The organism is Streptococcus gwangjuense, from assembly GCF_003627155.1.
Classification (GTDB): Bacteria; Bacillota; Bacilli; order Lactobacillales; family Streptococcaceae; genus Streptococcus; species Streptococcus gwangjuensis.
The window spans coordinates 1,856,660-1,883,156 of the sequence record NZ_CP032621.1 but is presented as its reverse complement, the minus strand read 5'-3'; the positions used below and the strand labels follow the sequence as shown (position 1 = coordinate 1,883,156).

General features: G+C 42.1%; 20 protein-coding genes. 1 reads left to right on the top strand and 19 read right to left on the bottom strand.

The features are described 5' to 3' along the window. Window positions 1-195: 195 nt before the first annotated feature. The 4 genes from D7D53_RS09465 to D7D53_RS09450 all read right to left on the bottom strand — a co-directional run bounded on the left by D7D53_RS09465 (window position 196) and on the right by D7D53_RS09450 (window position 7,047). Window positions 196-2,076: a beta-N-acetylhexosaminidase gene (locus D7D53_RS09465; RefSeq protein WP_120770795.1), complete on the bottom strand. Its 1,881-nt coding sequence runs from the start codon at window positions 2,074-2,076 to the stop codon at window positions 196-198. Next, on the bottom strand, window positions 2,070-2,939 hold the full coding sequence (locus D7D53_RS09460) for an ROK family protein (RefSeq protein WP_162927925.1): 870 nt from the start codon (window positions 2,937-2,939) through the stop codon (window positions 2,070-2,072). The genes D7D53_RS09465 and D7D53_RS09460 overlap by 7 nt, the downstream gene beginning before the upstream one ends. 83 nt (window positions 2,940-3,022) lie before the next feature. Then, the gene (locus D7D53_RS09455) at window positions 3,023-5,668 is read right to left on the bottom strand and encodes an alpha-mannosidase (RefSeq protein ID WP_120770793.1); all 2,646 of its coding nucleotides are present in this window, start codon (window positions 5,666-5,668) and stop codon (window positions 3,023-3,025) included. A 98-nt stretch (window positions 5,669-5,766) separates the two neighbouring features. Beyond that, window positions 5,767-7,047, bottom strand: coding sequence for a glycoside hydrolase family 125 protein (locus D7D53_RS09450; RefSeq protein WP_120770792.1), 1,281 nt, complete (start codon window positions 7,045-7,047; stop codon window positions 5,767-5,769). Between the two features lie 170 nt (window positions 7,048-7,217). On the opposite strand from D7D53_RS09450, the gene D7D53_RS09445 reads away from it, so the two are divergent. Further along, the gene (locus D7D53_RS09445; RefSeq protein WP_120770791.1) at window positions 7,218-9,305 is read left to right on the top strand and encodes a GH92 family glycosyl hydrolase; all 2,088 of its coding nucleotides are present in this window, start codon (window positions 7,218-7,220) and stop codon (window positions 9,303-9,305) included. 262 nt (window positions 9,306-9,567) lie between these two features. On the opposite strand, the gene D7D53_RS09440 is transcribed toward D7D53_RS09445, so the two are convergent. The 15 genes from D7D53_RS09440 to glpK form a co-directional block, all read right to left on the bottom strand. Further along, entirely contained in the window at window positions 9,568-10,452 is an 885-nt protein-coding gene (locus tag D7D53_RS09440; protein ID WP_004235732.1) for an SPFH domain-containing protein, read from the bottom strand. A 476-nt stretch (window positions 10,453-10,928) separates the two neighbouring features. Next, window positions 10,929-12,434 carry a zinc ABC transporter substrate-binding lipoprotein AdcA gene (adcA, locus tag D7D53_RS09435; protein WP_120770790.1) on the bottom strand — a complete coding sequence of 502 codons (1,506 nt, stop codon included), beginning with the start codon at window positions 12,432-12,434 and terminating at the stop codon, window positions 10,929-10,931. 9 nt (window positions 12,435-12,443) lie between these two features. Further along, window positions 12,444-13,250, bottom strand: coding sequence for a metal ABC transporter permease (locus D7D53_RS09430; protein WP_000950030.1), 807 nt, complete (start codon window positions 13,248-13,250; stop codon window positions 12,444-12,446). Then, complete coding sequence (locus D7D53_RS09425) at window positions 13,243-13,947, bottom strand: metal ABC transporter ATP-binding protein (RefSeq protein WP_001269496.1); 705 nt, start codon at window positions 13,945-13,947, stop codon at window positions 13,243-13,245. Before D7D53_RS09425 ends, D7D53_RS09430 begins: the two co-directional genes overlap by 8 nt. Next, window positions 13,947-14,387, bottom strand: a complete 441-nt coding sequence (gene adcR / locus D7D53_RS09420) for a zinc-dependent transcriptional regulator AdcR (RefSeq protein WP_001249308.1) — start codon at window positions 14,385-14,387, stop codon at window positions 13,947-13,949. Before adcR ends, D7D53_RS09425 begins: the two co-directional genes overlap by 1 nt. Before the next feature lie 151 nt (window positions 14,388-14,538). Then, on the bottom strand, window positions 14,539-15,807 hold the full coding sequence (gene dltD / locus D7D53_RS09415) for a D-alanyl-lipoteichoic acid biosynthesis protein DltD (protein WP_120770789.1): 1,269 nt from the start codon (window positions 15,805-15,807) through the stop codon (window positions 14,539-14,541). Beyond that, a complete protein-coding gene (dltC, locus tag D7D53_RS09410; RefSeq protein ID WP_000351967.1) occupies window positions 15,800-16,039 on the bottom strand; it encodes a D-alanine--poly(phosphoribitol) ligase subunit DltC in 240 nt (79 codons plus the stop codon). The genes dltD (D7D53_RS09415) and dltC overlap by 8 nt, the downstream gene beginning before the upstream one ends. A gap of 13 nt (window positions 16,040-16,052) precedes the next feature. Next, window positions 16,053-17,297, bottom strand: coding sequence for a D-alanyl-lipoteichoic acid biosynthesis protein DltB (gene dltB, locus D7D53_RS09405; RefSeq protein ID WP_120770788.1), 1,245 nt, complete (start codon window positions 17,295-17,297; stop codon window positions 16,053-16,055). Continuing rightward, window positions 17,294-18,844: a D-alanine--poly(phosphoribitol) ligase subunit DltA gene (gene dltA / locus D7D53_RS09400; protein WP_120770787.1), complete on the bottom strand. Its 1,551-nt coding sequence runs from the start codon at window positions 18,842-18,844 to the stop codon at window positions 17,294-17,296. Before dltA ends, dltB (D7D53_RS09405) begins: the two co-directional genes overlap by 4 nt. Before the next feature lie 20 nt (window positions 18,845-18,864). Continuing rightward, window positions 18,865-18,996, bottom strand: coding sequence for a teichoic acid D-Ala incorporation-associated protein DltX (locus D7D53_RS09395; RefSeq protein WP_033682482.1), 132 nt, complete (start codon window positions 18,994-18,996; stop codon window positions 18,865-18,867). 452 nt (window positions 18,997-19,448) lie between these two features. Next, on the bottom strand, window positions 19,449-20,621 hold the full coding sequence (gene dltD / locus D7D53_RS09390) for a D-alanyl-lipoteichoic acid biosynthesis protein DltD (protein WP_120770786.1): 1,173 nt from the start codon (window positions 20,619-20,621) through the stop codon (window positions 19,449-19,451). Between the two features lie 47 nt (window positions 20,622-20,668). After that, a complete protein-coding gene (gene dltB / locus D7D53_RS09385) occupies window positions 20,669-21,823 on the bottom strand; it encodes a D-alanyl-lipoteichoic acid biosynthesis protein DltB (RefSeq protein ID WP_064276804.1) in 1,155 nt (384 codons plus the stop codon). 405 nt (window positions 21,824-22,228) lie between these two features. After that, window positions 22,229-22,933 (bottom strand): MIP/aquaporin family protein, encoded by a 705-nt coding sequence (locus tag D7D53_RS09380; protein WP_000980817.1) that lies wholly within the window; start codon window positions 22,931-22,933, stop codon window positions 22,229-22,231. A gap of 69 nt (window positions 22,934-23,002) precedes the next feature. Next, window positions 23,003-24,829 (bottom strand): type 1 glycerol-3-phosphate oxidase, encoded by a 1,827-nt coding sequence (glpO, locus tag D7D53_RS09375; RefSeq protein WP_120770785.1) that lies wholly within the window; start codon window positions 24,827-24,829, stop codon window positions 23,003-23,005. A gap of 41 nt (window positions 24,830-24,870) precedes the next feature. Further along, complete coding sequence (gene glpK / locus D7D53_RS09370; RefSeq protein WP_000076786.1) at window positions 24,871-26,379, bottom strand: glycerol kinase GlpK; 1,509 nt, start codon at window positions 26,377-26,379, stop codon at window positions 24,871-24,873. Window positions 26,380-26,497 lie beyond the last annotated feature (118 nt).

Here is a 26,497-nt window from a genome sequence, read left to right as displayed (position 1 = left end):
TTTATTTTGATATCCATCTAAAAATTCCTTTTTAGACTTTTGATAACGATTACATTATTAGTATACTCCTATTTGAAGGTTAGGTTAAACTACTAATTATAGAAAAAACTCCACAAATTATTTTATGTGGAGTACTTTTTTAAGAAAGGGATGTTTCACGAGAAACACTCTGCTCAAGGCAAGGTGTTCTTGTTTTTAGGTTGTATAAATGGTTGAAGCTGTCGCAATGGTATGCCACTGGTTGGCTGTTGTGGCTGCGAAGTCCTTGTCTGCGTAGAAGTCTGTAAATGGTAAGATTTCCACTTCTAACTCATCGATGCGGTCAATCTGACCAGCTAGATAAGCCTCGATGCGGCTTTCTGCTCGCTTGATGCGTTGCAAGAGTCCGCCCATACGGATATCAACTGTGTCCAAGCCAAAGACCTTGTTTTCTTTCAGCCATTGGTTGCTAAAGAGAGCATGGAAGTCTTCAATTTGGCTTCTGAGTTCTGGTAATTCTTGTCTGGCGATTTCTTGCAGGCTTTCTTTATCACCTTCTTGGTAAGCCTGACGAATGCGCCGTCCCACATCGACTTTGCTACTTAAAATCTGATTCAACTGGGCCTGAGTTTCAAAGAGGTAGGCATAGTTGCCAGCTTTTTCTTTAATGTTAGCAAGCGTCTCAGCAGCCTGAGCGAAGTGCGGTTTGTCCTGTTCAGGTGTCATGTGTCGATCAAGGATCGGACAGAGAATATCCTGATAAAAGACATAGCGGTTGGGATTGATCCCGCTGAGATTGCCTGGTAGATCTGGTAAGAGGTTAGCAAGGTCAATCTGCATAAATTCCTCAACTGATAGGCCTGTATTGGTCTGAAAATGAGCAGACAAACGGTCTAGGTCATTGCGGTAGCTGAGTTCTGCCCAGATTTGCAAGCTTGGTAGGACAGCGAATTGGGCAGTTTCACCACCATTGTCCCCCCAACCCGTCACGATGACTTCTTTGATATCATTGGCACGACAGGCCTTGTTCGCTTCAAGAGCGATAAGACGGCTGAAATGGTTATTGGGTGTGAAACCAATCCACTTCCAAGCTCCCCCTGCAAAGGCAAGGTCATGGCTAATATTGTGATGGTTGCGGAAGTTGCGATTGTATTTTTCCTCGCTATCCTGATAATAGTCCCAGTAAACCAAGGTCACTCGGTCTTTGAGATGGTCTAGGTAGACACGAGTTTCTTCTGGAATTTCCACATCACGGTCGTACTGACCATCTGCTGACATGAGTTTAAAGAACATATCGCTCCACATCTGGCAGTGGAAACCATATTTGTCAGCAATATCCAGCACGCGCTCCAAGTGTTGGCACATGAGGAGACTACGATCCACAACACCGTTCAGAATCAAGTAGCGTCCCAAACCAACCAAGTGGGCTTCGTCCATCCCGATATTGACCTTACGAGTTTGCAGTTTAGACAGAGTGGCAAACATACCATCAATCAGGTCATAAACTTTTTCTTCGCCAATGAGAAGAATATCCTCCACATCACGGAGTTGCTGGACTTCTTTGACACCCCATTTAACAAAGGCTGACAAGTGGGCCAAAGTCTGGATACATGGCACAAAGGTCATATCAAACTGCTGGGCATAGGCTTCGATTTCCTGCAATTCCTCAGCTGAGTAGGCTCCACGGAAATAGCCAAAGTAAGGATGCCCTTCAATCTGGTAGGTGTCTTCCATGTAAAGCTCAAAGGTTGAGTAGCCCATGAGAGCCAAGACTTCAATCATCTGTTTGGCAGAAGCCACATTTAGTACTGCATTTCGCGAACAGTCTGCCATGTAGGCCAACTCTTCGTAAGCAGCTTGTTCTTCAATCTCTACCTTATCACCTTCTACTAGAGCTGTTGCCAACAAGGACAAGGCACGATAAAGTTGGTGAGGTTTGCGGTAAGTTAGTTGATAGTGGCCACCCTCACCCTTGATAGAGATAGAGGCTTGGTCAGACTGAGCGACAGCTACTTCTACATCTGGTAGAGAAATGTGCTTTTGAAGCAACTCTATAGCTTGATGTTGTTTACTGCTAATTCCTGTAAAAATTACCATTGATTTTCCTCCTGTAGCCAGTTGACAAGGGCACCGTAGAGATTGGCATCTGCATGATAGGTGCAAGCTTGGATAACTGGTGCGACCGTGTATTCTTCGTAGGTCTCGACAAAGTTATCAACAGCCTTCTTGACACCTTGAATAAAATCTGAATTTTGACTGATAGAGCCTCCCAGGCTAATGACATCTGGATCAATCAGATATTGGATATTGAGCAAGCCTTGCGCTAGATTACGGTTCATGCGCTCAATGGCTTCTTGGCAAAGGGTATTTCCTGCTGCGGCCTCTTGGTAAATCTTGCGACCGTCCCAGTCAGTCTGACCAGATTTTTCAATCACGTATCGCACCATATTTCCAGTTGACGCTAGTTGCGACCAGTTGTTGAGCTTTTCAGCAGGAGCAAGGGTTGTCATGTAGCCAAATTCTCCACCCAGGCCGTGGCGACCTCGATGAAGTCTACCATTGATAATCATGGCTCCGCCAATCCCTGTCCCAATCACAACACAGGCTGCATTTTCAAGCTCTGGATGAGCTAGTAGTTCACTGAGTCCAACGCAGTTGGCATCATTTTCTAGATGGACAGGAATCTGATAAGAGCTAAGCGCCTCATACCAAGAAAATCCGTGGATGTAGGGCACCGCACTGAAGCCATCAATCACACCTGTATCTTGATTGACAGCGCCTGGAACGCTCATAGCAATCCCGCTATAATCCTGTTCTGACAAACGTTGATCTAGCCAAGCTAGTAAGTCCTCCAAGTTTTCAGGCGTTGGAATGCTTGTCTTATTCAGTATTTTCCCATCAGGAGTCAGACTGGCAAACTTAATCCCAGTCCCTCCGATATCAATCGTTGCAATGGTCATTGTTTTTACCATAAAAAGGGGCGAATCAGCAGTTAGTTCTTACCTTTTCGCCCCTCCTTTCTTTTTATGTTTACTTTTTGAAATTAAATTTCTTCTTTTTTGATGAATTCTGTACGAATCTCTTGTGGTGAAATGAGGCCTCTATGAACTGGGTATGGTCGTTCCAGTAGGTCCAGGAAGAGATGTTGACTTTCCGGTACACGCACATTTTCACTACACATATTGTAGTAGCGAAGAACATAGCCTTCTTCATTTTCAGCTACCTTAAAGGCTGTTGGACAGATTTGCGGTATGCTGAGAACAGAATGGCTCAAGAGGCTACCAGTCGCAGCCACGCTTCCTTCCTGTCTAGCAAGCTGAAGGCTGGTAAACGGTGTCTGCAAGGCTTTAGCTCGACGATAAGCTGAGAAGCGTTCTTGGGCTTGGTGGCATTCAAGTGCAAACTCGACTTCAAACTCACGCAAGCATTGTGCTTCTGGTGTTGGGAAGTAACCCCAGTCACCTAGCTCACCTGATGCACGCAAAATAGTCACTGCAATGGTGTCGTCTCCAAGGATTTCGTATTCATTCAATCCCTTGTTGGATACAGTCACACCTTTTTCATCGTCATACAGACTAACAAAGGCTTGTTGGTGTTGAGGATTTTCAGGATTTTCCCATGAAGCAGCTGGTTTGTTTGGTCGTGTCACCACCTCATAAATGCTTTCAGAATCATTGCTTGGACGCGTGTTGTGAGTCTTGACCAAGAGACGGATACGGTGGTCTTTGGCAGTGTTGGTAAAGCGAGTTTTAAAGCGGATTTGTGGATTATCAACGAAGATAGTCATCTCAGTTTCAAGAGGAATGCTTGTCAATTCTTCTGAACGTCCAGCTTCACGCTTCATAAACTCGATGATGCCTTTTTGCTCTTCTTCTAGCTTTTCATCCGCACTGACAGGCACGGTCAATTCATGTTTGAGCAAAATCTTAGCGTAGCGAGCTGTGTTTTCTAAGACCTCGTAGCCCTTAAGCTCTGCATAGATTGGCTCTGTTCCTTTTGGCTGGAAATAGATATACTCATTTCCGATATCCCCACGGTCTTCGAAGCGGATAAAATCTTCATAGGCTTCGTGAGTTGTCTTGTCATAGACTGTGATGTTGTCATCCACACTCACCGTTACAAATGGCGTATCAATCACTCCGTTTTGGTAAATACCGTCGCGGTGTTCTTGTTCTCCTTCCAGCAATTGGAAGGTTGTCCAAGAAAGAGGCGCTAGGTGAACTGGAATTGTCACGCGCACTTGTCGAGCAATACGAGCTTGGCGGAACTTATCTTTTGGTAAATCGTACTCAAAATTAGCTCCGAGGTCTTCGATTTTAGCCTCTACAGGACGCCCATCCAAGTCCTCTACACGGTAGCTTGGCAAGGTAAGAGCGGCCATCTTCTTGTAGCCTTCTGTTGGGTGCAATTCCTTGAAATCACAAGTCGCAACATCAATCACTGTACTGACAGTATCAACCTTATCATGCAAGCCTGTGTTAATAACCGTAAAGAGATAGTCACTTTGAGCCTTAGCCGTAGCGATTTTTCCCTTCCACTCGTTAAGAAGATTGCTCTTCACAAAGTTTCCGACTTGGTTGACCTTGGCAAAACGTGTCTCCATCTCACGGTGAACTTCGTCCACGCTACAGCCACAGATACTATCATGAGGCGCGTTCTGCAAAAGAGTTTTCCAAGCATAGGTCAACTGGTCCTTGTGGTTATGACTCCCAGTAATAATCGTCAAAGGTTCTACAACTTGCTCTAGGAGGTTGCTATTTTCTTGGAAGGCTTGTTTGAGATAAATACGAGATGAAGAAGTGTTAGCAAGCGTGTACCAGCCATCTGTTTCCTGACTGGTCAACTCGCCTGTAACCGTTGACAATTGCTCTGGTAGGGCACTTTCCACGGCTTGAACATATTCATCAAAAGAACTATGCACAAAGGTTACATCTGGGAAGAGTTCATTTGCCACACGAATGGCTTCGCTCAGATTTTTCTGGACAGGCTGGTGGTCACAACCGTTCATCATCAACCATTGGTTGGTAGAAGCGTAGTCACGCACGTCTGCCAGTTTTTGTTTCCAGAAGGTCAAAGCCTCGTCTTTATCCACTGGAATTTCATTCCCGTTACTGTACCAGTTGGCAAAGAGAATCCCGAGAACACGGCTACCATCCGCACCCTGCCAATACATTTCTGAAAATTGGGAAGTGAACTGCTCATCTTCGAGGACTTGGTTGTCAAATCCAATCGGCTTCACACCACGACCAAAGGCCGCCACGTGAATGCCTGATTTTTGAAGAATTTGAGGCGCTTGTCCCATATTTCCAAAGGTATCTGGGAAGTAACCAATCTGAGTAGATTTGCCCCATTTTGCAGCTTCCTGCTGACCAATCAAAGTATTGCGGACATTGGCTTCACTTGAAATCAAGTAATCATCCTGCAAGATATAAAAGGGACCAATTTTCAATTTTCCTTCGTCGATGTACTGTTGAACTTTGTCGCGATTTTCAGGACGAATCTCCAAGTAGTCATCAAGGACAATGGTTTGTCCATCCAAGTGGAAGCTCTTGAACTCAGGGTCATTTTCAAAGAGATCAAAGAGATTGTCAAATAATTCCACCAACTGCATACGGTGGCTTTCAAAAGGCAAGTACCACTCACGATCCCAGTGACTATGTGAGATAATATGTACGACAACATTTTCCATGAAGTAAAACCTCATTCTAAATTTAAATTTTTATTGTTAACGTTTTAAATGTAAATTTGTGATTCTTTCCAAGAATCAGTTGCGCTAAAGCGTGTTCCTTAGCGGATATCCAAGTAATCCAAGACCAACTCACAGAACATCATGTTAGCCCAAGAGAACCATTCACGAGAATAAAGAGTTGGGTCATCCACGTGGAAGCTTTCGTGCATCACACCTGTACCACCATCGCAAGCAACCAGCTGATCCAGCAAGAATTTCTTCTCTGCCTTATCTCTTGTTGTCAAGCCTTGGATAGACAGGGCAATGGGCCAGATATAGCGATAGAAGGTATGAGAACTTCCGAGACCGCTAGCGTATTCTCCTTGGTAAAAGTATGGATTTTCAGGGCTCAGAATGGTACGGCGAGTGGCTTGATACACTTCATCATCGACCGAACAGTAACCCAGATAAGGTGCAGCCAACAAACTTGGTACGTTTGGATCATCCATGATGCTGGCATTTCCTAGACCATCCACTTCAAAGGCATAAATCTTTTCGCCCTTGCTGTTGCTTGTGTAGGCGTAGTTTTCGATGCCTTCTTGGATCTCATCCTGAAGACGTTTAGCGTCTGTGATAACACTCTGGCTATCAGCCAGGTCTAATGCTGCAAAGATTTCTTGCACATAACCCAAGACTACTACGGCAAACATATTTGACGGAATCAAGTAACTATACTGACAGCAGTCATCGCTCGGACGAAAAGCTGACCAAGTCATACCTGTCACTGCAAAATCAGGTCCAAAGCCATCATTTACCAAGGTGTCTTCCTTACGATCCGTATCTCGAACAAAACGATAAGGAGAGTTGTTATGGTCTTGTTCAACCGTCCAAAGATGGAGAATCTCCTTAGTCGCTGCGACAAAAGTATCATCAAACTGGCTAGTCTCACCAGTCTCTTTCCAGAGGATATAAGCCAACTGCAAAGGATAGCAAAGCGAGTCCACCTCATACTTGCGTTCCCAAATCCAGCCATTAAGGTCGGTATGGTCTGTCTCGTGGTGACCCTTCCAGTTTTCCTCAATGTTGAAGGAATTGGCATAAGGATCCTTGAGCACCAAGGTCATCTGACGTTTGACCAAACCTGCAATGGTCTGACGCAAGAGGGCATCCCTTTTAGCCACATGCAGGTAAGGTCTGAGTTGGGCTGTCGAATCCCGAAGCCACATAGCAGGAATATCCCCAGTCAAGACAAAAGTTGAACCGTCTTCGAGAATTTCAACCGTATTGTCCAAAGTGTCAGTGTAGCAACGTTCAAAGACATCCACCCACTCTGGATGGTCCTTAGCCCGCTCTGCCACTTCATCTAGCCATTCTCTAACAATTTCTTTTGAATAAATCATCGTGCAGTATCCTCTTTCAAACAAGTTTCATTTTCAGTATATAGCTTTTGAGACAGAAAATACATACACAAATGATAGTCATTTTTCTACAAAATAGTTATCTTTGAAGCTCCTTTTCTAAAGGCCCTCTTTTTCTGATATAATGTAGAAAAACAGCTAAAGGAAAGACCATGAAACCACTACTTAAAACCATCGATACCCGCTTTGGAACTGCCAGCAAGCATGCCTTTTCTCGGGGAAATACCCTGCCATACACAGGCGTTCCTTTTGGGATGAATTACTTTGTACCCCAGACCAGCGACCAGGAGGGATCTTGGTTTTTCGATCCGCATCTGCCTATCTTTCAGGGGATTCGTTTAACCCACCAGCCCAGCCCTTGGATTGGGGACTACTCTTGGCTCCTTCTGACACCTGTCACAAGTCAACTAGGTGGAGACAGCCTCTTTCACCGCCAATCTTCCTATGACATAGATAAGACCTCTTTCCAACCCCATTATCTGAAGATTTTCTCCCTGCGCTATCAGATTGAAAGCCAGCTTACACCGACTTGCTACGGTGCTTCTATTCGTTTGGAGCAAAAGCAAGGAAAAGCCCTCTCCCTCTATCTCCACGCAGCAGATGAACTGACCGTAGAGCAAGTAGATAAGCGGAATCTTGCCCTGCGACAAGAAGGAAAAACTGAAACCAACAAAAATCCACTAACGATGTTCACTGTCCTGCAAATGAATACGGATATCCTTGCTATCAGCCAAGAAGGTGGAGACTGGCGAATCGACCTGGCAGATAGTCATGCTGAAATTCAGCTAGCGACTTCTTTCATCTCTCCTTCTCAAGCTCTGCTTAATCTACCTCAAGAAGATTTTGAAGGCTGTAAAGCAAGTGCCCAAGCGGATTGGGAAAATCTCCTCCATCGTTTTGACATTATAGAGACAGGAGAAGCTAACCGAACCTTCTTTGACCACTGTCTCTACAGACTCTTCCTCTTTCCTCAGACTTTTTATGAGGTTGATGAATCAGGGCAAGCCATCCACAAAGATTTGGCTACTGGAACTGTAAAGCCCGGTGTCCTCTTTAGCAATAATGGTTTCTGGGATACCTTCCGCACCACATTCCCCCTCTTTGCCCTTATTATACCGGAACACTACCACCGCTTCTTAGAAGGATTTCTCAATAACTACCGCGATACTGGTTTCCTTCCAAAATGGCTGGCTCCAGATGAACGGGGTATGATGCCAGGTACACTTTTAGACGGTATTATCGCCGATAGCGCCTGCAAGGACATGGCCCCCGACCTAGAAGAAGAACTCCTCCAAGCCATGCTTGAAACAGCCAGCAAGTCCGACCCTCTCGGTATCAATGGTCGCCACGGACTAGCCCAATACCAAGAACTGGGCTACCTCTCTACCGACCACCACGAAAGCGTCAGCCACACCCTAGACTATGCCTATAGCGATTTTTGTATCGCTAGCTGTGCTGAAAAACTAGGGAAAATAGAAATCGCTGAAATCTACAAGACTTCATCACAAAATTACCGCCATCTATTTGACGCTGAGATAGGTTACATGCGAGCGCGTGACAATCAAGGCAACTTCCGTCCTGACTTCTCTCCTTATAGTTGGGGACGCGACTATGCCGAATGCTCTGCCATCCAAGCAACTTTAGGCGTCATCCACGACATCCCAGGCTTAATCCAACTTATGGGTGGAAAAGAAACCTTTAGCAACTATCTTTTGAAAGTCTGTCAGGATGCTCCCCTCTTTGAAACAACGGGCTATGGTTACGAGATTCACGAAATGAGCGAAATGGCTACTGCTCCTTTTGGACAACTCGCTATTTCCAACCAACCTAGCTTCCACATTCCTTATCTCTTCCGTTACAGCGATTACCCTGACTACACTGCTCTTCTCATCAAGACGCTCCGTCAGAAAGCTTTTCACCCAAGTTGGGAAGCCTATCCTGGCGATGAAGACAATGGCAGTCTCTCAGCCTGGTACATCTGGTCAGCTCTCGGTTTTTATCCGACCTGTCCAGGCAAACCAAACTATGACCTCGGAATTCCTCTCTTTGACCATCTCCGAGTCTATCTTGCCAAAGAAGATAAATGGCTAGATATTCATGCTGAGCAAAACCACAGCCATTTTAACTTTATAAAAGAATGCCGACTGGATAAAACACTCGTATCAACTATTCAACACCAAAACCTCTTAAAAGCTGAACAACTAACCTTTACACTTAGCTGGTTACCAAGTCATCGCTAAATAATAAAAAATCTGCAATCCCCAAGATTATCCACAATCTGTGAATAACTATCCCAAACTGTGCTTAACTCTTGAGTTTCAGCAATTAAAACTACTTTATAATCCTCAAAAGTTACTAAATTGGTCACACAAATAAGAATTATCACTAAAATAATCAGAAGTTATCCACACTTATCCACAACCTGTTAGTAACTTTTATGAATAGCTAAGACTTATCTCTCACGAACACTAAAAAGAGCCTGACTCCAGGCTCTTTAGTCTATTATTTCTTCTCAGCGCGAAGGGCTGACAAGATTTGTGTACGGATATCATCCACACCATTTGGCGTATTTGGTAAAAAGATAGTCTGATTTCCTTTAGAGGCAAAGGTATTCAAGGTATCCAAATACTGATTGGTCAAGAGGATAGACATGATTTGCTCTTCTGTCATACCAACATTGGCTTCCTTGAGTTCTGTGATAGACTCTGCCAATCCATCCACAATCGCCTTACGTTGTTGGGCAATCCCCACACCATGGAGGCGGTCTTTTTCTGCTTCGGCTTCAGCTGCAGTGACGATTTTAATCTTATCGGCTTCCGCCAATTCTTGCGCTGCGACCCGCTTGCGTTGCGCCGCATTGATTTCATTCATGGATTGCTTGACTTCTGCATCTGGTTCGACCTTAGTAATCAAGGTTTTCACAATAATATAACCGTAAGTAGTCATTTCTTCTGCTACTTGATGTTGAACTTCAAGGGCAATCTCATCTTTTTTCTCAAACAATTCATCCAAGGTTAATTTGGGAACAGAAGAGCGAAGAGCATCTTCGATATAAGATTTAATCTGAGATTCTGGACGCATGAGTTTATAGTAAGCATCTGTCACGCTCTGCTCGTTGACACGATACTGAGTCGCCACATTCATCATCACGAACACATTGTCCTTGGTCTTAGTCTCAACCACAATATCACTTTGCAACAAGCGCAACTGAATCCGCGCTGCAATCGAGTCAATCCCAAAAGGCAAGCGAATATGAATACCGCTATTGGCAACCTTTTGGTATTTCCCAAAGCGTTCAATAATCGCCACCGACTGCTGACGAACCACATAAACTGTACTCAGTGTGACTATCACCAATAGGAGCACACAAACCACCACAAAAATCATCAAAAATGTTGCCATTATCGTGACCTCCATCATTATTTTTCCTGTATTATAGCACATTTAAAGAAGGCTGTGCAGTTTTTACTGCGATTTTTCCTGAAATGTCAATAATTAGAGGTGAATTGTCACATTGTCGTCTAATCTCTTACTAAAACAACTGGTAAAGAATTAGGTGCACCATGATCGTTCTTTCTAACTCCGTTGATTATCAACATACTATCTGAGCTTTACAAGTCGTGGACAAAGAAACGAAACAAGTAACGGTTAATCCCTTTAAAAGACTCACAAAAAACATCATTGAAGTGAACCGCACTCCAATAGTTCAAGCATTAAGTGAGGTTGTTGATCTAGATTTGATGTGTATACTATTTTTGTCATCGGTTACCGATTACGTTCCTTAGGTATCTGAAAGGTCTATAATGAAGTTACCATCTAGTATCCAAAAACCGACTAGCTCTTATGAACTAGTCGGTTTCTCATCAATGCGCCAACATTTCTTGAGCGATTTCTTGGCCAGATAGATTATCTGGGTAGTAGGTTGGCCAGTTGTCCATTTCTTCAAAGAGGGCTTCTTGGCTTGTTCCTCCAAAGAAGATATGGAAATGTTCTGCCTTCACTGGGGCGATATTGTGGTCACTAAACTGAACATACTTGAACTGTCCAGCGTCTGCATCTGTGGCTTCAAAGAGGAAGCGCACGCCACGATTGCCTTTCTTGTAAGTTAAGATTTTCTTACCAACATACTTGTAGGTGAATTTCTTACTTTGTCCACCTTGAACAAATTCCATAGTGTTATCAGTGATATTAATCTTAGTCACATCTGTCTGATAGCCTTTTGTATAGTAGGCCTTGTATTCAGCCTGAGTCATCTTACCAGTCAACTTAGCCTTGTAGTCAAAGACCTGATCAAAAGTTCCATCTTCAAGGAAAGGATAAACTGATTGCCAATTACCTGAATAGTCACTCAAGGTGCGGTCCTTGACAGCTGCATCCTCAAAGTAACCATTTTGTACTGTCTTGGTATCCTCTGCCTTTTCAGGCTCAATTGCTGGGCCTTCTTGGTCCGTTGTTTGTTTCAGAGCCTTGAGATTTTTCTCCATGACGGAGATGTAGTTTTCGCCAGCCTTGGTATCTTCTTCTGTCAGACTTTCTAAAGGATTAAGGACATCTGTTTTGACACCTGCCTCTTTTGAAAGTGTGTTAGCAAGGGCTTGTGAAGCATTTTCTTCAAAGTAGATATAGGCAATTTTATTTTTCTTGACGTACTCTGTCAATTCTGCCAAGCGAGCTGCTGATGGCTCTGCATCTGGAGAAAGTCCTGAGATTGCGACTTGTTTGAGCCCATAGTCCAAGGCAAGGTAGTTAAAGGCTGCGTGTTGAGTCACAAAGCTCTTTTGTTTAGCTTGAGATAAACCTTCTGCATAAGCCTTATCCAAGGCTTGCAATTTTTCAACATAGGCAGCAGCATTCTTCTCAAAGGTCTCTTTTTTATCCGGATAATCTGCTGACAAGCTATCACGGATGTGCTCTACAAGTTTAATGGCACGAACTGGTGATAACCAAACATGGGGGTCAAACTCATGATGATGGCCTTCTTCTCCATGGTCATGGTCTCCCTCTTCTTCCTCACCACCTGGCAAGAGCAACATATCGCCTGTCGCCTTGATGGTTTTGACTTTTTTCTTATCCAAAGTATCTAGCAATTTAGGAACCCATGTTTCCATGTTTTCATTTTCATAAACGAAGGTATCTGCGTCTTGGATTTTGGCAACTGCCTTGGCAGACGGTTCATATTCATGGGGTTCTGTACCAGCACCGATTAGGAGTTCTACATTAGCCGTATCTCCTGCGACTTGCTTGGTAAATTCATAGACAGGATAAAAGGTTGTCACGATATTTAGTTTGCCATCTGCCTGCTTTTGATTGGAACAAGCCACTAAAAACAAGGCACATAGACTGGCTAGCAATAAGCTAATTTTTTTCACGTTAGTCTCCTATTTGATAAAACGTCTTACTAAACTGATGAGTAAAAAGACAGTTACAAAAATAATGGTAATACTTGCACTTGCAGGTGTTTCTGCATAGTAGGAAATGTAAAGTCCTGCTACCATTCCCAAAAATCCAATAGCACTGGCAAGCAGCATAACCGATTTAAAGTTTTTCCCCAGACGAAGGGCAATACTAGCTGGTAAGACCATGATAGTCGATACCAAAAGAGCTCCTGCAGCAGGAATCATAAGGGCAATGGCCACCCCTGTCACCATGTTAAAAAGAATGGACATGGTACGAACTGGCAAACCATCCACAAAGGCCGTATCCTCATCAAAGGTCAAGATATACATTGGACGAAGGAAGAGGAAGGTCAAAATCAAAACAACCGCCGCAATGACAAAGAGGGAAATAACCTGCTCTTCACTGATAGTCACGATTGAACCAAAAAGATACTGGTCCAAACTCATTGAGCTAGAGCTTTTACCCTTGCTCATGACAATCAGAGAAACAGCCAGACCTGTCGACATGAGGATAGCTGTCCCTATTTCCATAAAGCTCTTGTAAACCGTACGGAGATACTCCAGGAAGACTGCCGCAATCAAGACAATGGCAATAGTAGAAATAGTTGGAGAAATCCCTAGTACCAGACCAAAGGCTACACCTGAAAGCGAGACGTGGCTGAGGGTATCACTCATCAAACTCTGACGGCGCAAGATAAGGAAGGTCCCCAATACCGGCGAGAAAAGACTCATGGCAATAACGGCCAGAAAGGCACGTTGCATAAAGTCATAAGATAACAAACTAAGCATGGCCCACCTCCTGATCATTCTCATGAACGTTGAAACAACGCCATGGCGAGTCTTGGTTACGGACTAGATGAATATTGCGGTCCGCATAGTCCTTAACTTCTTCAGGGTCATGGGTAATCATCAAAACAGCCTTGCCGTGATGATGAGCGCTGTGGTGCATGAGTTCGTAAAATTCGTTTTTACTTCCTGCATCCATCCCCGTTGTCGGCTCATCTAGGATAAACACATCAGGATCCGAAGCAAACATACGCGCAATCACCGCTCGCTGCTTTTGTCCTCCAGATAGAGAGCCCAAGCGTTTGTCTCGATGTTCCCACATACCAACTGAGTCCAGACTAGCCTTGATATGCTCCTCATCATGAGCATTCAAACGACGGAACCAACCCTTTCGTGGATAGCGACCTGACTTGACAAACTCATACACCGTACTCGGAAAACCTGCATTAAAACTGGCAATCTGTTGAGGAAGGTAAGCTATTCTCAATTTCTTACCCTGCGTATTTGTCTTTGAAATAGTCACCTTTCCAATGCGTGGCTGAAGAATTCCAAGACTGGCCTTTATGAGTGTCGTCTTAGCTGCCCCATTCTCCCCCGTCAAGGTAACAAATTCCCCACTATCAACACTATAATTGATATGTTCAAGAACGGGCTCCTTATCATAATAGAAGGATAAATCCTCTACCGTAATATATCTCATTATTTGATTTCTCCTACTAAAGCAGTCAAAAACCGCTGGATCACTTTTTGTTCATTTGGAGTAAACTGAGTCGCCACTTGTTCATAGGTTAAAAGTGTATGCTCATGGTGATGATGGTGCTCCTCAGCGATTGGACGAGCCAAATCAGTCAACTGATAAAAAATCACACGCGCATCCTTAGGATCTTTAGATGTTTCCAACATCCCTTCCTTGACCAAAGACTTAATGGCCTTGGTAACTGCTGCCTGACTGACATTGAGGCGACGCGCCAACTCTGAATTTGTTAAAGATTCCTCTGACAAGAGCATGAGGATATGCTCCTGGGTATTGGTCAGAGCCACCTCGCTAGTGCAATGACCTATTAGGATTTCATGCTGATTTTCCGCCTGCAAAATCACCTCATTCAAAAAAGCATCGATATCCTTCGCTAGCTGTCTCATATCTGACTCCTTTCCTTTTGGACTTCTCTTTTTTAAGAGAAAATACTATTCTTTGAAGAATTATTTACTGGTTAATTATATCACAACCAAAAAAAGAGTCAAGAAAAAACGTGAAAACCAGTTTCATTCTTGAACTCTTCCATACTATTATCTATTGAAATTCCTTGACATCTCCATCATAAGTCGCCCAGTCTTTACTGAAAAAGCGCTCATTCAGATGGTACATCGGAGCTGGAGTGGGATTGGATAGGAAAGGATCAACGGCCTTGTCAAATGCCAACCAACCCAACCAACCCAGATGAATGGTATCCTTCATAAAAAAAGGCTCCCCTCCATCCTTAGAAAAATCTGCTATATTAGTAAAACCTTGACTTTCTAACTGGTAGCGAATCTTCTGCACCGTTTGTTGGTACATATCCTCTCGTAGACCAGCATAGTCCATCCATTTTTTATTAACAGGTGGAATGATAAAAATCGGGTTGACCTTAGATTTAGAAAACTGTGTTAAAACCAACTGCAAGTCATTATACTCTGGCGACTTGAGATAGGTATGTGTTTTCTGAGAACCTTTTAATTTCTTCAAATCCTTTTTAATCTGAGTAGTATAGAAATAATTTTCCATTCCTAAATCATTATTAGAAGTATTCTTTTCGGCATCTGCTTTAACAATATCTTCTATGGCTTGATAAGAAAACTGATCTGGTAAGGTTTTTAAATATCTACCCACATGCTTATCATAATTGACATAGCCTCTAACTGAAAACTGACCAAAAAAGGAAGCTTGACGTTCATTAAACCGAGCCAATAATTCAATCATTTCATTGTCTGAAGACGACAATTCTTCTTTACTTGCCAACTTCTGAACCAGATCCTTCATAGCTACGTTTGGGAACTGATGCAGTAAGCGAGTCGCTGCATATTGACTAGCATGATCTCCAGATTGATTTTCCAGAAAACTGGTCAACTGGTCTCCATTAAAATACTGCTGAAAGGCTGCTGGCTCATAGCCATTTTTACTGAACCACTGTGGTGAGATAACATACACAACTTGTTTATTCTCTAGCTGTGACAACATCTGTTGCATCCCAAAATACTGATTGAGTGAAGCAGCTCCTCTCTGTCCTAAAAGATAAGGACGGTAGGAGCGATTGTATTTCTCAGCCAAGACTGCAGGATGAGCACTGTCAAAACGAAGCCATTCACTGGAGCCAAAGAAGGGAACAAAACGCATGTTTGGATCAGATAGGGCTCTGACCTTTTGACTCCGCTCCTTAAAACTTTCAATGGTAGTAGCCACCGCTGAACGCTTCTCAGCTCCCAGATCATGATTCATCTCAGTAGGATAGAAAAAGATAAGCAGACAAACCAACAAACCAGCTATCAAGACCGGTCCGAAGATCATCCATAAGCGTTTAAGCATTTTGTAGCTCCACAATACCAGCTATGATTTTATTGGCTGTATTCCAGTCGTCACGACCAAACTCTGTTACAGGGACACGAATGTCAAAACGGTTTTCAATCTCCACAATCAACTCAACCGTTCCCATACTATCCAAGACACCTGCATCAAAAAGATCTTCATCCATCATGTCAGAAACATCTTCCATAAACAACTCATCAATAATTTCGATAACTTCTGATTTGATATCCATATTTTATTTCCTTTTATTTTTTAAACCATAAATCATTCAAAAATCCAGAAAAGATCAAGAATGATAGCATGACGACATGGAAGGTGACAACCATGCCAAGCAACTGAATCCAGCGATTCTCAGGTAGAGCAGCTTTCCCTGCTTTTTTCCGTTCCTTATTGAGTGTTTTTTTCTTACGACCCCAAGCGTCATTGATGACCAGTCCAATCCCATGAAAGAGCCCATAGGCGATGTAGTACCAGGTCACACCGTGCCAAAATCCCATAATCAGCATATTTATAATGTAGGCCACACTTGAAGTGACATTGCGATTCTTAAAGACCTTCTTTCTGGTCAATACCATGACCATTCGCATAAAGACAAAGTCACGGAACCAGAAAGAGAGACTCATGTGCCAGCGATTCCAAAATTCCTTTAAATCCTTTGATAAAAAAGGCTTATTAAAGTTGATAGGGCTACGAATTCCCATCAAATTTGAAATGGCTAAGGCAAACATAGAGTAACCTGCAAAGTCAAAGAAAAGCTCCAGACCAAAGGTATACATGACTGCCAAGGCATAGTGGTTAAAGAAGCCACCTGACTGCAGGGCTAGATTCTTCAGAGGAGGTAGTAAAGTTTCTCCTAAAATATGAGCCAGGATAAACTTGTACAAAAATCCCCACATAATATAGCGAACAGATTCATCCAACATATCCATCAACTCATCCCGATCAGGAATGGTCTGATAATTTTCATTAAAACGCTTAAAGCGATCGATTGGGCCACTTGAAAAGGTCGGCATGAAGAGAAGAAAACGGAGAAATTCCCAGAGGGTAAAATCCTTAATCACTCCATCTCTCAGCTCGATGATAATCCCAACCGAACGAAAGGTCAGGTAAGAAATACCCAAAAAGCCAAGCAAAGACTGCGTTCCATTGATAGCTGGCTGCACCTTGACAAAGATAATCGGCAGTAGGGACAGAAAACTAACTAGGTAGAAAACCCACTTACCATCCTTACTTTTTCGATAGTGCTTATAGAAAAGCAAGAGCAATATTTCCCAGCACAGATAAATGCCCAAGGCAGCCAATTGATTAGTCTTCCCACCTACCAGCATGGTAACGATAAAGAAGAGACTAACCAATACCTCGTACCAGGCAAAGCGTTTCTTGAAAAAGAGGCCGATAAAGATGGGCAAGGTTGCAACAATCACATAGACAAAATACTGAGGATTGCCGTATGGCTCTAAATGAGGAAGCTGTTTAAAGAACTCCATCATCTCCTATTTACCTCATTAATCAATCCTTTGATATCAATTTTTCCATTTGGAGTCAGTGGCAAACTGTCTCGATAAAGGAATTTGGACGGCATCATATAAGACATCATAATATCTGTCAAGTCTTCCTTAATGGCCTTGGTAATATCGATATCACGCTCAAACTGCTCACGAACACCATCTTTTAAGATGACATAGGCTAGAAGATTTTGCACCTTGTGGTCTTTATTATAGCGCGGAACAGCGACAGCAGACTCGATAAAGCGAGACTTATTGAGGTTTTGAGAGACATCTTCTAACTCAATGCGGTAACCGTTAAACTTAATCTGGAAGTCCATGCGTCCGCCGTAGAGAAGCAAGCCCTCATCTGTCATAGTTCCCACATCTCCTGTATGGTAGGCTGGTAGACCTTCAAACTCAAAGAAGGCTTCCCCTGTTTTTTCAGGATTGTTCATATATCCTTTTGAAACAGCTGGTCCAGAAACAATGATTTCTCCCTGTTCGCCATTTGGCAGTTTATTTCCTTCCTCGTCAATGATAAAGGTTGGAGAATCAGCCTTGGTATAGCCGATTGGTAGGCGTTTGAGAGTCGCTAGCATCTCATCTGTCACGGCAACTGCTGACAGGGCCACTGTCGCTTCTGTTGGGCCGTAAGCATTGATAATACGGGCATTTGGGAAACGCTCGCGCAGTTTTTGAGCTGTTTTAACCGTCAATTCTTCGCCATCAAAGTAGAAATGCGTGATTCCAGGCATTTTCTTACTATTAAAGTCTTCAGACAACATGGCCATATCCGCAAAAGAAGGGGTTGATGTCCAGATGGCGATTGGCAATGAAAAGATGGTCGCAAAGAGTTGCTTAAAGTCCTGAGTAATAGCTGAAGGAAGAGCGAAAAGTGTACCACCAAGTGCTAATGTCGGTGCCCAGTACATGACAGACAAGTCAAAAGAATAAGGGGGCTGAGCCAGCATTTGCGGACGACTTGGCGTCGCAAATTCCTTGTCCGTAATCATCCAGTTGGTAAAGCTGAGGAGGTTATCATGTGAAATCTGCACTCCCTTAGGCTTACCAGTTGTACCAGAAGTAAAGATAATGTAGTAGTTATCATCGCCCTTGACTGGATGCGTGATCTCATAGCTTGTCCCTTGAACAAAGGCTTCTTGAGCCTGAGCTAGAGTCATCATTGGCGTAGAAACCTGCTCCAATGGAAAATCTGAGATGGCAATAATCAAACTTGGCTCCGCTACTTCTAAAATAGCTGAAACTCGCTCCAAAGCCGAATGGCTATCAATTGGAATGTAGGCATGACCTGACTTAGTCAGCGCTACAAAAGTTGCCAACATCTCATACTCTTGGCCTCCAAAAACAACCACAGGAGACTTCTCAGGCAAGCCTAGTTGGTCGATGGCTGCAGCTAAACTATCCGAATCAGCCTTCAAATCTCCATAAGTGTGTTCCTGCCCCAAAACATTGTAAACAGGATAGCTAGGCTGTGTCTGAGCAAAATGCTCAATGGTTTCAATCATATCTACGATTGCTTTATTTGACATAATAAGGATTCTCCTTCAAGTTAAAATTCATTATAGATAAAGCTTCCTTGACCCTGACCAAGATAGCTAAAAAAGTAAAGCAGCCCTAGAAAGATAAGAAAATACAAGGCTGTCCGACCAAGAAATATGTACAATTCTTTTCTCTGTTTCATCAAGAAAAACCATTCATTTCTGTAATTTTCCGTTAAAATAAAATCAATTTCTTACTAATTTATTTTTCTGCTATTATACCACTTTATAGACTAGTTTTTCAATTGTTTACCCGTCTATTTTCACTACGTTCCAGTAACATTAATTTGTTCCATATGATTCTTTCTAATGATAGCTTAAATGCTTTTCAGTATGGATTATATGGGGAGCTACAACAAAGTAGGCTCCATACTACCTATAGAGGATTTTTCCACTATAAATATTATAGAGCCTTATCTTATGTCTCACTTTATCGGTGCAGTTCCCTTTATCTAGAGATTTTTATAGTATGTAATCCTAGAATTCACTATAGATAAATTCTTGAATGTTCGAAAAATCGGTCACAAAACAATAAATCACGATGCTTAAGATAACCGTATAGAAAAATAGCGTCCACAAGATTAAACGGTGTGTGTTAGTTATCTTGGTTTGCAAATTTGTAAAGTTCTTTTTCAACTTCCATCCATCCTTTCACTCCAACATGCATCACATCAAATAAAAAGTAATCATCATACTCTCTGTTTCCATAGTTTAATACCGTTGCACCATAGCTTTTTGCGACATCTTCTATTTTTTTATAAGTTTTCTCCCGCATCTCTCTTGAGACACCTGTGTAGTCATTCCATTTCCCGTTTACTGGGAAAATAATGACCTCAACTTCAATGCCCAATTCCTTGGCAACTGTCAAGAAGAGTTCCATATCTGAATACTCTGGTGACTCCAGATAGCTCAAATCTTTATTGGAATCTTTCAACGATGCATAGCGATCTTTTAAGTAAGTATTGTAGTAGTTATTATCAACAGCATAATCATTATTGTCTGTTTTCTTTTTGACCTCTTCTACAAACTGATTCGTCATTTTCTCCCAATCATAGTCTGGAGTTTTATCCCCTAGTGAAGGATAATCTGATTTGGCATGTTTTTGATAAAAAATCTGTTTGAGTTTAAAGGAATAAATCGTATTATCTAACTCTAATAACTTCTTATCAATAAAGGTTCCTTTACCTTCTATGAAGTAGCTCTTATATTTCTTATAAAGGTCATTTTGAAGCTTATTCCCTTTAGTTATTTCAATAATTCTATCAATAAGTTTTTCCTTGGTATCTTTGCTAATTTTCTTATTAGAGAGTGTCTGAAAAATATGTTCCTGAGAAGCCTTATTCAAAAAGGCATCCTGATGAGTCCCATCTTTTTCAAACCACTGAACCGACTCTATTATAGCCACTTTTCGCTTAGTCATAGATCCTTCAATAGAACCCAAGGTCGTAGCCTGAATGATGTTTTGTGAATAACTGGTCCCAATCTGCATGATATTAAAATCGTTGTAGTTAAAAATTTTATTGGGATGATAGTCTTCATTTATCGTCGCAACCAACTCAGATGATCCCAATAAAACAAATGTATTGGGAGTAATATTGCTTGTCAGAATATCTCTACTTTTATACTTTTCATACGAAGTGCTATAGCGAATACTGTTATCCTTTACTTTATAATAATCATCAATCTTCTTGACGTATGTCACATTTAAAAGGGCAAGCGTCGCAATTACGAGCACAAGCGATAGCAAAAATGCTTTTAGTTTAATCATCTCGTTTTATCCTATCCCTTCGATCCGTCCAATCTCTTTTCAATTTCTTATCTCTTTAAAATCGTAAGTAAGATTTTATAGGGTTCACCTGAAAAGATAAAGAAACCAATCATAACCAAATTCATGGTCACAAACCAACTTAGTAGTTTATACCAATTTTTGTTTTTATTTTTCTTATAAAAAGTGCTTTTCTTTTGATACACTTCAAATCCAGCCATCAAGACACCGTGATAAAAACCATAAACAATGTAGCTAACACTAAGACCATGCCAAAAACCCATGACCAACATATTGACCATATAGGCATAGGTTGCATTGTGTAGTCTATTTTTAAACCATTTTTTCCTGATAACCTGCATCAATACTCTTGAAAATACAAAATCTCTCAACCAGGTCGACAAAGTGATATGCCATCTGGTCCAGAAATCCTTGATATCGACACTCAAGAAAGGTTTGTTAAAGTTCATCGGTGTCTGAATACCTAGAATGTTACTACTTCCGACAGCCATTAGACTATAGCCTGCAAAGTCGAAGAACAGATACAAGGTATAGAGGTACATATACTTGATTGAGTAAACGACTGTACCAGTATTGCTTAGAGCGAGTATCATCTGGTACACATAGGTTGACAAAACAACCTTGTAAAGTAGACCTAAAACGATACGATACACACCGTCCCCTGCTAACTCTAGATACTCTTTTCGAGGCATGACCTCGTTTATCTCTTTTAAAAATCTCCTACTCCGATCAATCGGACCAGCACTAACTGTAGGGAAAAAAAGTAAAAATTGCAGGTAGTCTTTTATGCTAATCTTTTCTTTAATCAAGCCATCCGATATCTCCAGCATGATCTGAATAGTCTTAAAGGACATGTAAGAAATTCCAATAAAGGCCAACAAATGCAGAGAAGTCAGGGCAAAGACTTTATTAATCACCAAAGGAAAAATAGAAAGGAAAATCAGAGGTTTCATCCGCTTTACTTCTATACTCTGTGCTAGAAAAACTAGAAAATATTGATAAATGACAAAGGCGAGTAAATAGATAATCATTGCTCTACTCTTGCCATAAATAGCTCCTGCAAATAAGAGGGAGAGCACCAAAATATAGTAGTCCTTACGTTTTTCAAAAAAGTTTACTACAAAACCAATTAGTAAAACTACAAACAAAAGAAGGAAAAACTCATTCCCCTCGAAATAATTCATACCAGCCAAACTCCTTTTTTCTTTTTCTCATCTCATGATTTATCTTTTTAAGATTAGTTCCTATCATATTACCAAAGATAGTTAACTTTATTCATTATACCATAATTTAAAAACTATGAATACTTCTGTTATTTTATTTCTTAAAATAAAAAATCCAAATGACTCTTAGTACTGAACCCCAATAATGAGACAAAATTATTCACACAATAAATAAAATTCAAGAACAAAAAATTGATGAAGGAACCGGTGAAGGATTCTGACTTTTTAGCTGAAATAGTAATCAACACCAGTATACAAACTTAAAAAAATCAAAATGACCAAAATGAAGTGAGAAAGTACTCCTTTATTTTGGTCATTTTTTGTAAGTTGTGTTTATTGAAGTATGAATAATTGAGTTTTAATATCTTAGAAAAGTGAGAATACAAGCACAGCCAAAGCTGCACCAATAACAGGTCCCACAACAGGAATCCAGGCATAAGACCAGTCTCCGTCTCCCTTGTTTGAAATTGGAAGGATACTGTGCATGATACGAGGTCCAAGGTCACGAGCTGGGTTCAAGGCATAACCTGTTGTCCCACCTAGTGATAGACCAATACCAACAATCAAGGTTCCCACTGCAAAGGTTCCGATACCTGCTTGAAGGTCATAAAGTCCCAAAGCAAAGATTGTCAATACCAATACAAAGGTGCCAAGGATTTCGCTGATCAAGTTTGATACAGTATCTTTGATAGCTGGTCCTGTGCTGAAAGTAGCCAAAATATTTCCTGCATTTTCTTCTGCCTCATAGTGAGGTTTGAATTGCAACCAAACCAAAATCTGACCGAGCATAGCCCCTGCAAACTGAGCTAGGATGTAAGGAAAAACGGAAGCCCAAGGCAAGTCACCTTTTAAAGCTACACCAATTGTCACAGCTGGGTTTAAATGAGCTGGACTGAGCTTGCCAGATACAAAGACTGCAACCGCAACTGCAATCCCCCAACCCATAGTAATCACAATCCAACCTGAACTGTTGCTCTTAGTTTTTGGAAGAACCACACCTGCAACAACACCATTTCCTAGAAGAATCAGGATTAAAGTCCCTAAAAACTCTCCAAATAATTCATTCATCATCTTTCTGTCTCCATTAAAAAGAAGGGGCGGGCGGCAAGGAATGCTGCCCTCTACCTCTTTTATTTTTTCTTAATTTTTTAATTCTGCTAAATCGTTGTTAGCGAGAGCCGCTTCGACATCCGCACGGTAGGCTACTTTTTCCTCTTCTGACCAGTCATAGAATCGTCCCATTTCATCCAAAACTGGCTCAACGATGCTATCCAAACTATCACGCATAAAGAGCATGTGATTGGTACGACGAAGGAGGAAGTCAACTGGGCTCAGAGCCAACTCATTGCGCATTGCATAGTGAAGTGACAAAGTGTCTGCCAAACTGAGTCCTGGCGCTTGTTCCAAACTATGAGCAAGAGCAAAGACCTTCGGTGCATTTGAACCGTAAAGATTTGCTAGGTAATGAGCTTCCTTGCTATCCAAACCACGTGACACTCCAAGTTGCGCAAAGGCTTCGATTTCCGAGTCCACATTTGCTGGGTTCAATTCCCCACCTGAAACAGGGTAAGTCTTAGAATTGATGAGTTTAAAGCTACGGTCAAATTCTGCTTTGAGAATGTCAACCACGCGCTCCATAGCTCCTTCAGCCATCTTACGGTAGTCTGTGATTTTACCACCAGCAAGGGTCAAAAGGCCATTGTCATCACGGTCCAAGCTCGAACCACGTGAAACTGCAGATGGATCCAAATGTTTCTCAGAGGTACTGCTTTCAAGCTTGCTGACAGCAGACTCAACATCTTCACGCGTTTTTTCTTTAGAGAGATAAGATTCAACAGTAGCAATCAAGTTGTTAAAGCTTTCATCACTGATGGTTCCGTTATTTCCTCCATTGTAGTCAGAAGCGCTATTGCCTGCGATCAATGGACGAAGACCTGCCCAGCTACTTTCGATATCATCAATGGTGATGTTGGCTTCTGGGAAGCGGTTGTTGACAATGCCAAGTAGGTAATCTACATCTTCCTGAGTTACTTTTGGATGTTCCAAATCACCTGTGTAGTCTGTATCAGTTGTCCCAAAGTAAGTCTTGTTTTCACGTGGGAGAACAAAGACCATACGACCGTCACCCAAACCTGTATCAAAGTAAACTGGTTGTGAAACCTTGATTTTGCTTGAATCCACTACCAAGTGAACTCCCTTAGTTGGACGCATTTGTGAGAATTGTGTTCCCTTATTAGACAAATTGCGCACCTTGTCGCTCCAAGGACCTGTTGTATTGATAACCAGACGAGCCTTGATTTCAAAGACTTGGTCTGTAAAGAGATCACGAGCTACAACACCTGTAATCTTGCCACTTTCGTCAAAGAGGAAGCCTTCTGCCTTCACGTGGTTAGCAATGAGGGCACCGTCTTGGTTGGCACGTTTGATGTTTTCAATCACGAGACGTGCATCGTTGTTACGGAAGTCAAGATAAACCCCACCTCCTACCAAACCTTCTTTCTTCAAGTTTGGCTGGCGTTCCAAAACTTCTTCCTTGCTCAAGACCTTGTTAGCAGCTGGTGTGTTGTTAACTCCTGCCAAAAGGTCGTACAAGTCCATGGCTACTTTGAGACGGAAGAGGCTAAAGGTCGCTCCATCTTCATCGTAAACTGGCAAGAGCATTGGATCTGGTTTTGGAATATGTGGTGCGATTTGTTGAACCACTGCACGTTCAGAAACTGTGTCTGATACCACTTCTACATCAAATTGCTTAAGGTAACGTAGTCCTCCGTGAACCAATTTAGTTGAACGGCTGGATGTTCCTTCTGCAAAGTCTTGCATTTCAATCAAACCAGTATCTAGACCACTGGCTGCAGCCTGCAAAGCTACACCAGCACCAGTGATTCCTCCACCGATAATCAAGAGGTCCAAGGTACGTTCCTGCATTTTTTGAATTGATAATTCACGTGTTTTCTTTGAAAATTCCATATTTACACACTTTCTAACTGAGTCGCTTTATTCTTCCAGTATTAGTCGTCTACTTCCGCAAAGACTTGGGTTGCTTTTACAGCCTTCTTCCAGCCCTTGTAGAGTTGTTCCTTGCGAGATTCGTTCATAGATGGTTCAAAGAGTTCTCCTGTCTCGTTCAAGAGTTTCAACTCATCCAAGTCTTTCCAGTAACCTACTGACAAACCTGCTAGGAAGGCTGCCCCTAGAGCTGTTGTTTCCAAGTTTTTGGCGCGTGCGATGTCGATTCCCAAAATGTCAGCTTGGAACTGCATGAGGAAGTTGTTCATAGCCGCACCACCGTCTACTTTCAAGACCTGGATAGCTGTCTGAGCATCCACTTGCATGGTGTCGATGATGTCACGTACTTGATAAGCAATAGATTGCAAAGTCGCCTTGATAAAGTCTTCTTTAGTTGTTCCACGAGTTAAGCCAAATACAGAACCGCGAGCGTTTTGGTTCCAGTATGGAGCTCCTAGACCTGTAAAGGCTGGAACAACATAAACTTCATCGTTGTTGTGAGAATCACGAGCGTATTTTTCAGATTCTGGTGAATTTTCAACCATGCGAAGACCGTCACGAAGCCACTGAATGGCGCTTCCTGCGATGAAGATAGAACCTTCCAAGGCATAGTAAACCTTGCCATTGATACCGTAACCAATGGTTGTCAAAAGATTGTTCTCAGACAACTGCATCTCTTCCCCAGTATTCATGATGATGAAAGAACCTGTTCCGTAAGTATTTTTAACCATACCTGGTTCAAAGGCCAACTGTCCAAAGAGGGCTGCCTGTTGGTCACCAGCCATACCTGAGATTGGCACTTCTCCACCGTAGAAATGGAATGGCGCTGTCTTACCGTAGATTTCAGAGTTAGAACGAACTTCTGGTAGCATAGCCTTAGGAATGTTGAGGATTTCCAAAATCTCATCATCCCATTTGAGTTCTTTAATGTTATAAAGCATGGTACGGGCTGCATTTGAGTAGTCGGTCACGTGAGCCGCACCGTCAGTCAATTTCCAAACCAACCAAGTGTCAATAGTACCAAAGAGTAATTCCCCTTTTTCTGCTCGCTCTTGAGCGCCTTCTACATGGTCCAAAATCCAACGAACCTTGGTAGCAGAGAAGTAAGCATCGATGATCAAACCAGTCTTTTCATGGAATTTTTCCACGTAACCTTGACTTTTTAGTTGTTCAGCCAGAGGTGCTGTCTGGCGTGATTGCCAAACGATAGCGTTGTAGATAGGGAGCCCTGTTTTCTTATCCCAGACGACAGTTGTTTCACGCTGGTTGGTAATTCCGATTGCTTCGATTTGATTTGGCTTGACACCACTTTCGATGAAAGCACCCGCAATAACTGACTGAACAGAGTTCCAAATTTCATTGGCATTGTGCTCTACCCAACCTGCCTGAGGGAAAATCTGAGTAAACTCTTTTTGACTCGAGCTAACCTTTTCCCCCTTTTTGTTGAAAATGATGGCACGAGAACTTGTAGTTCCCTGGTCAATAGCCATGATGTATTTTTCTTGTGACATGTGCTGTCCTCCTGATAAAGATCTTGAGGATGTTTCCTCTTTACAGTAACTAGTATACAAAATAAAGCGCTTTCTTGTTCATCAACTTTTTTTAATTTTTTAAAAAATGTGAGGAGAT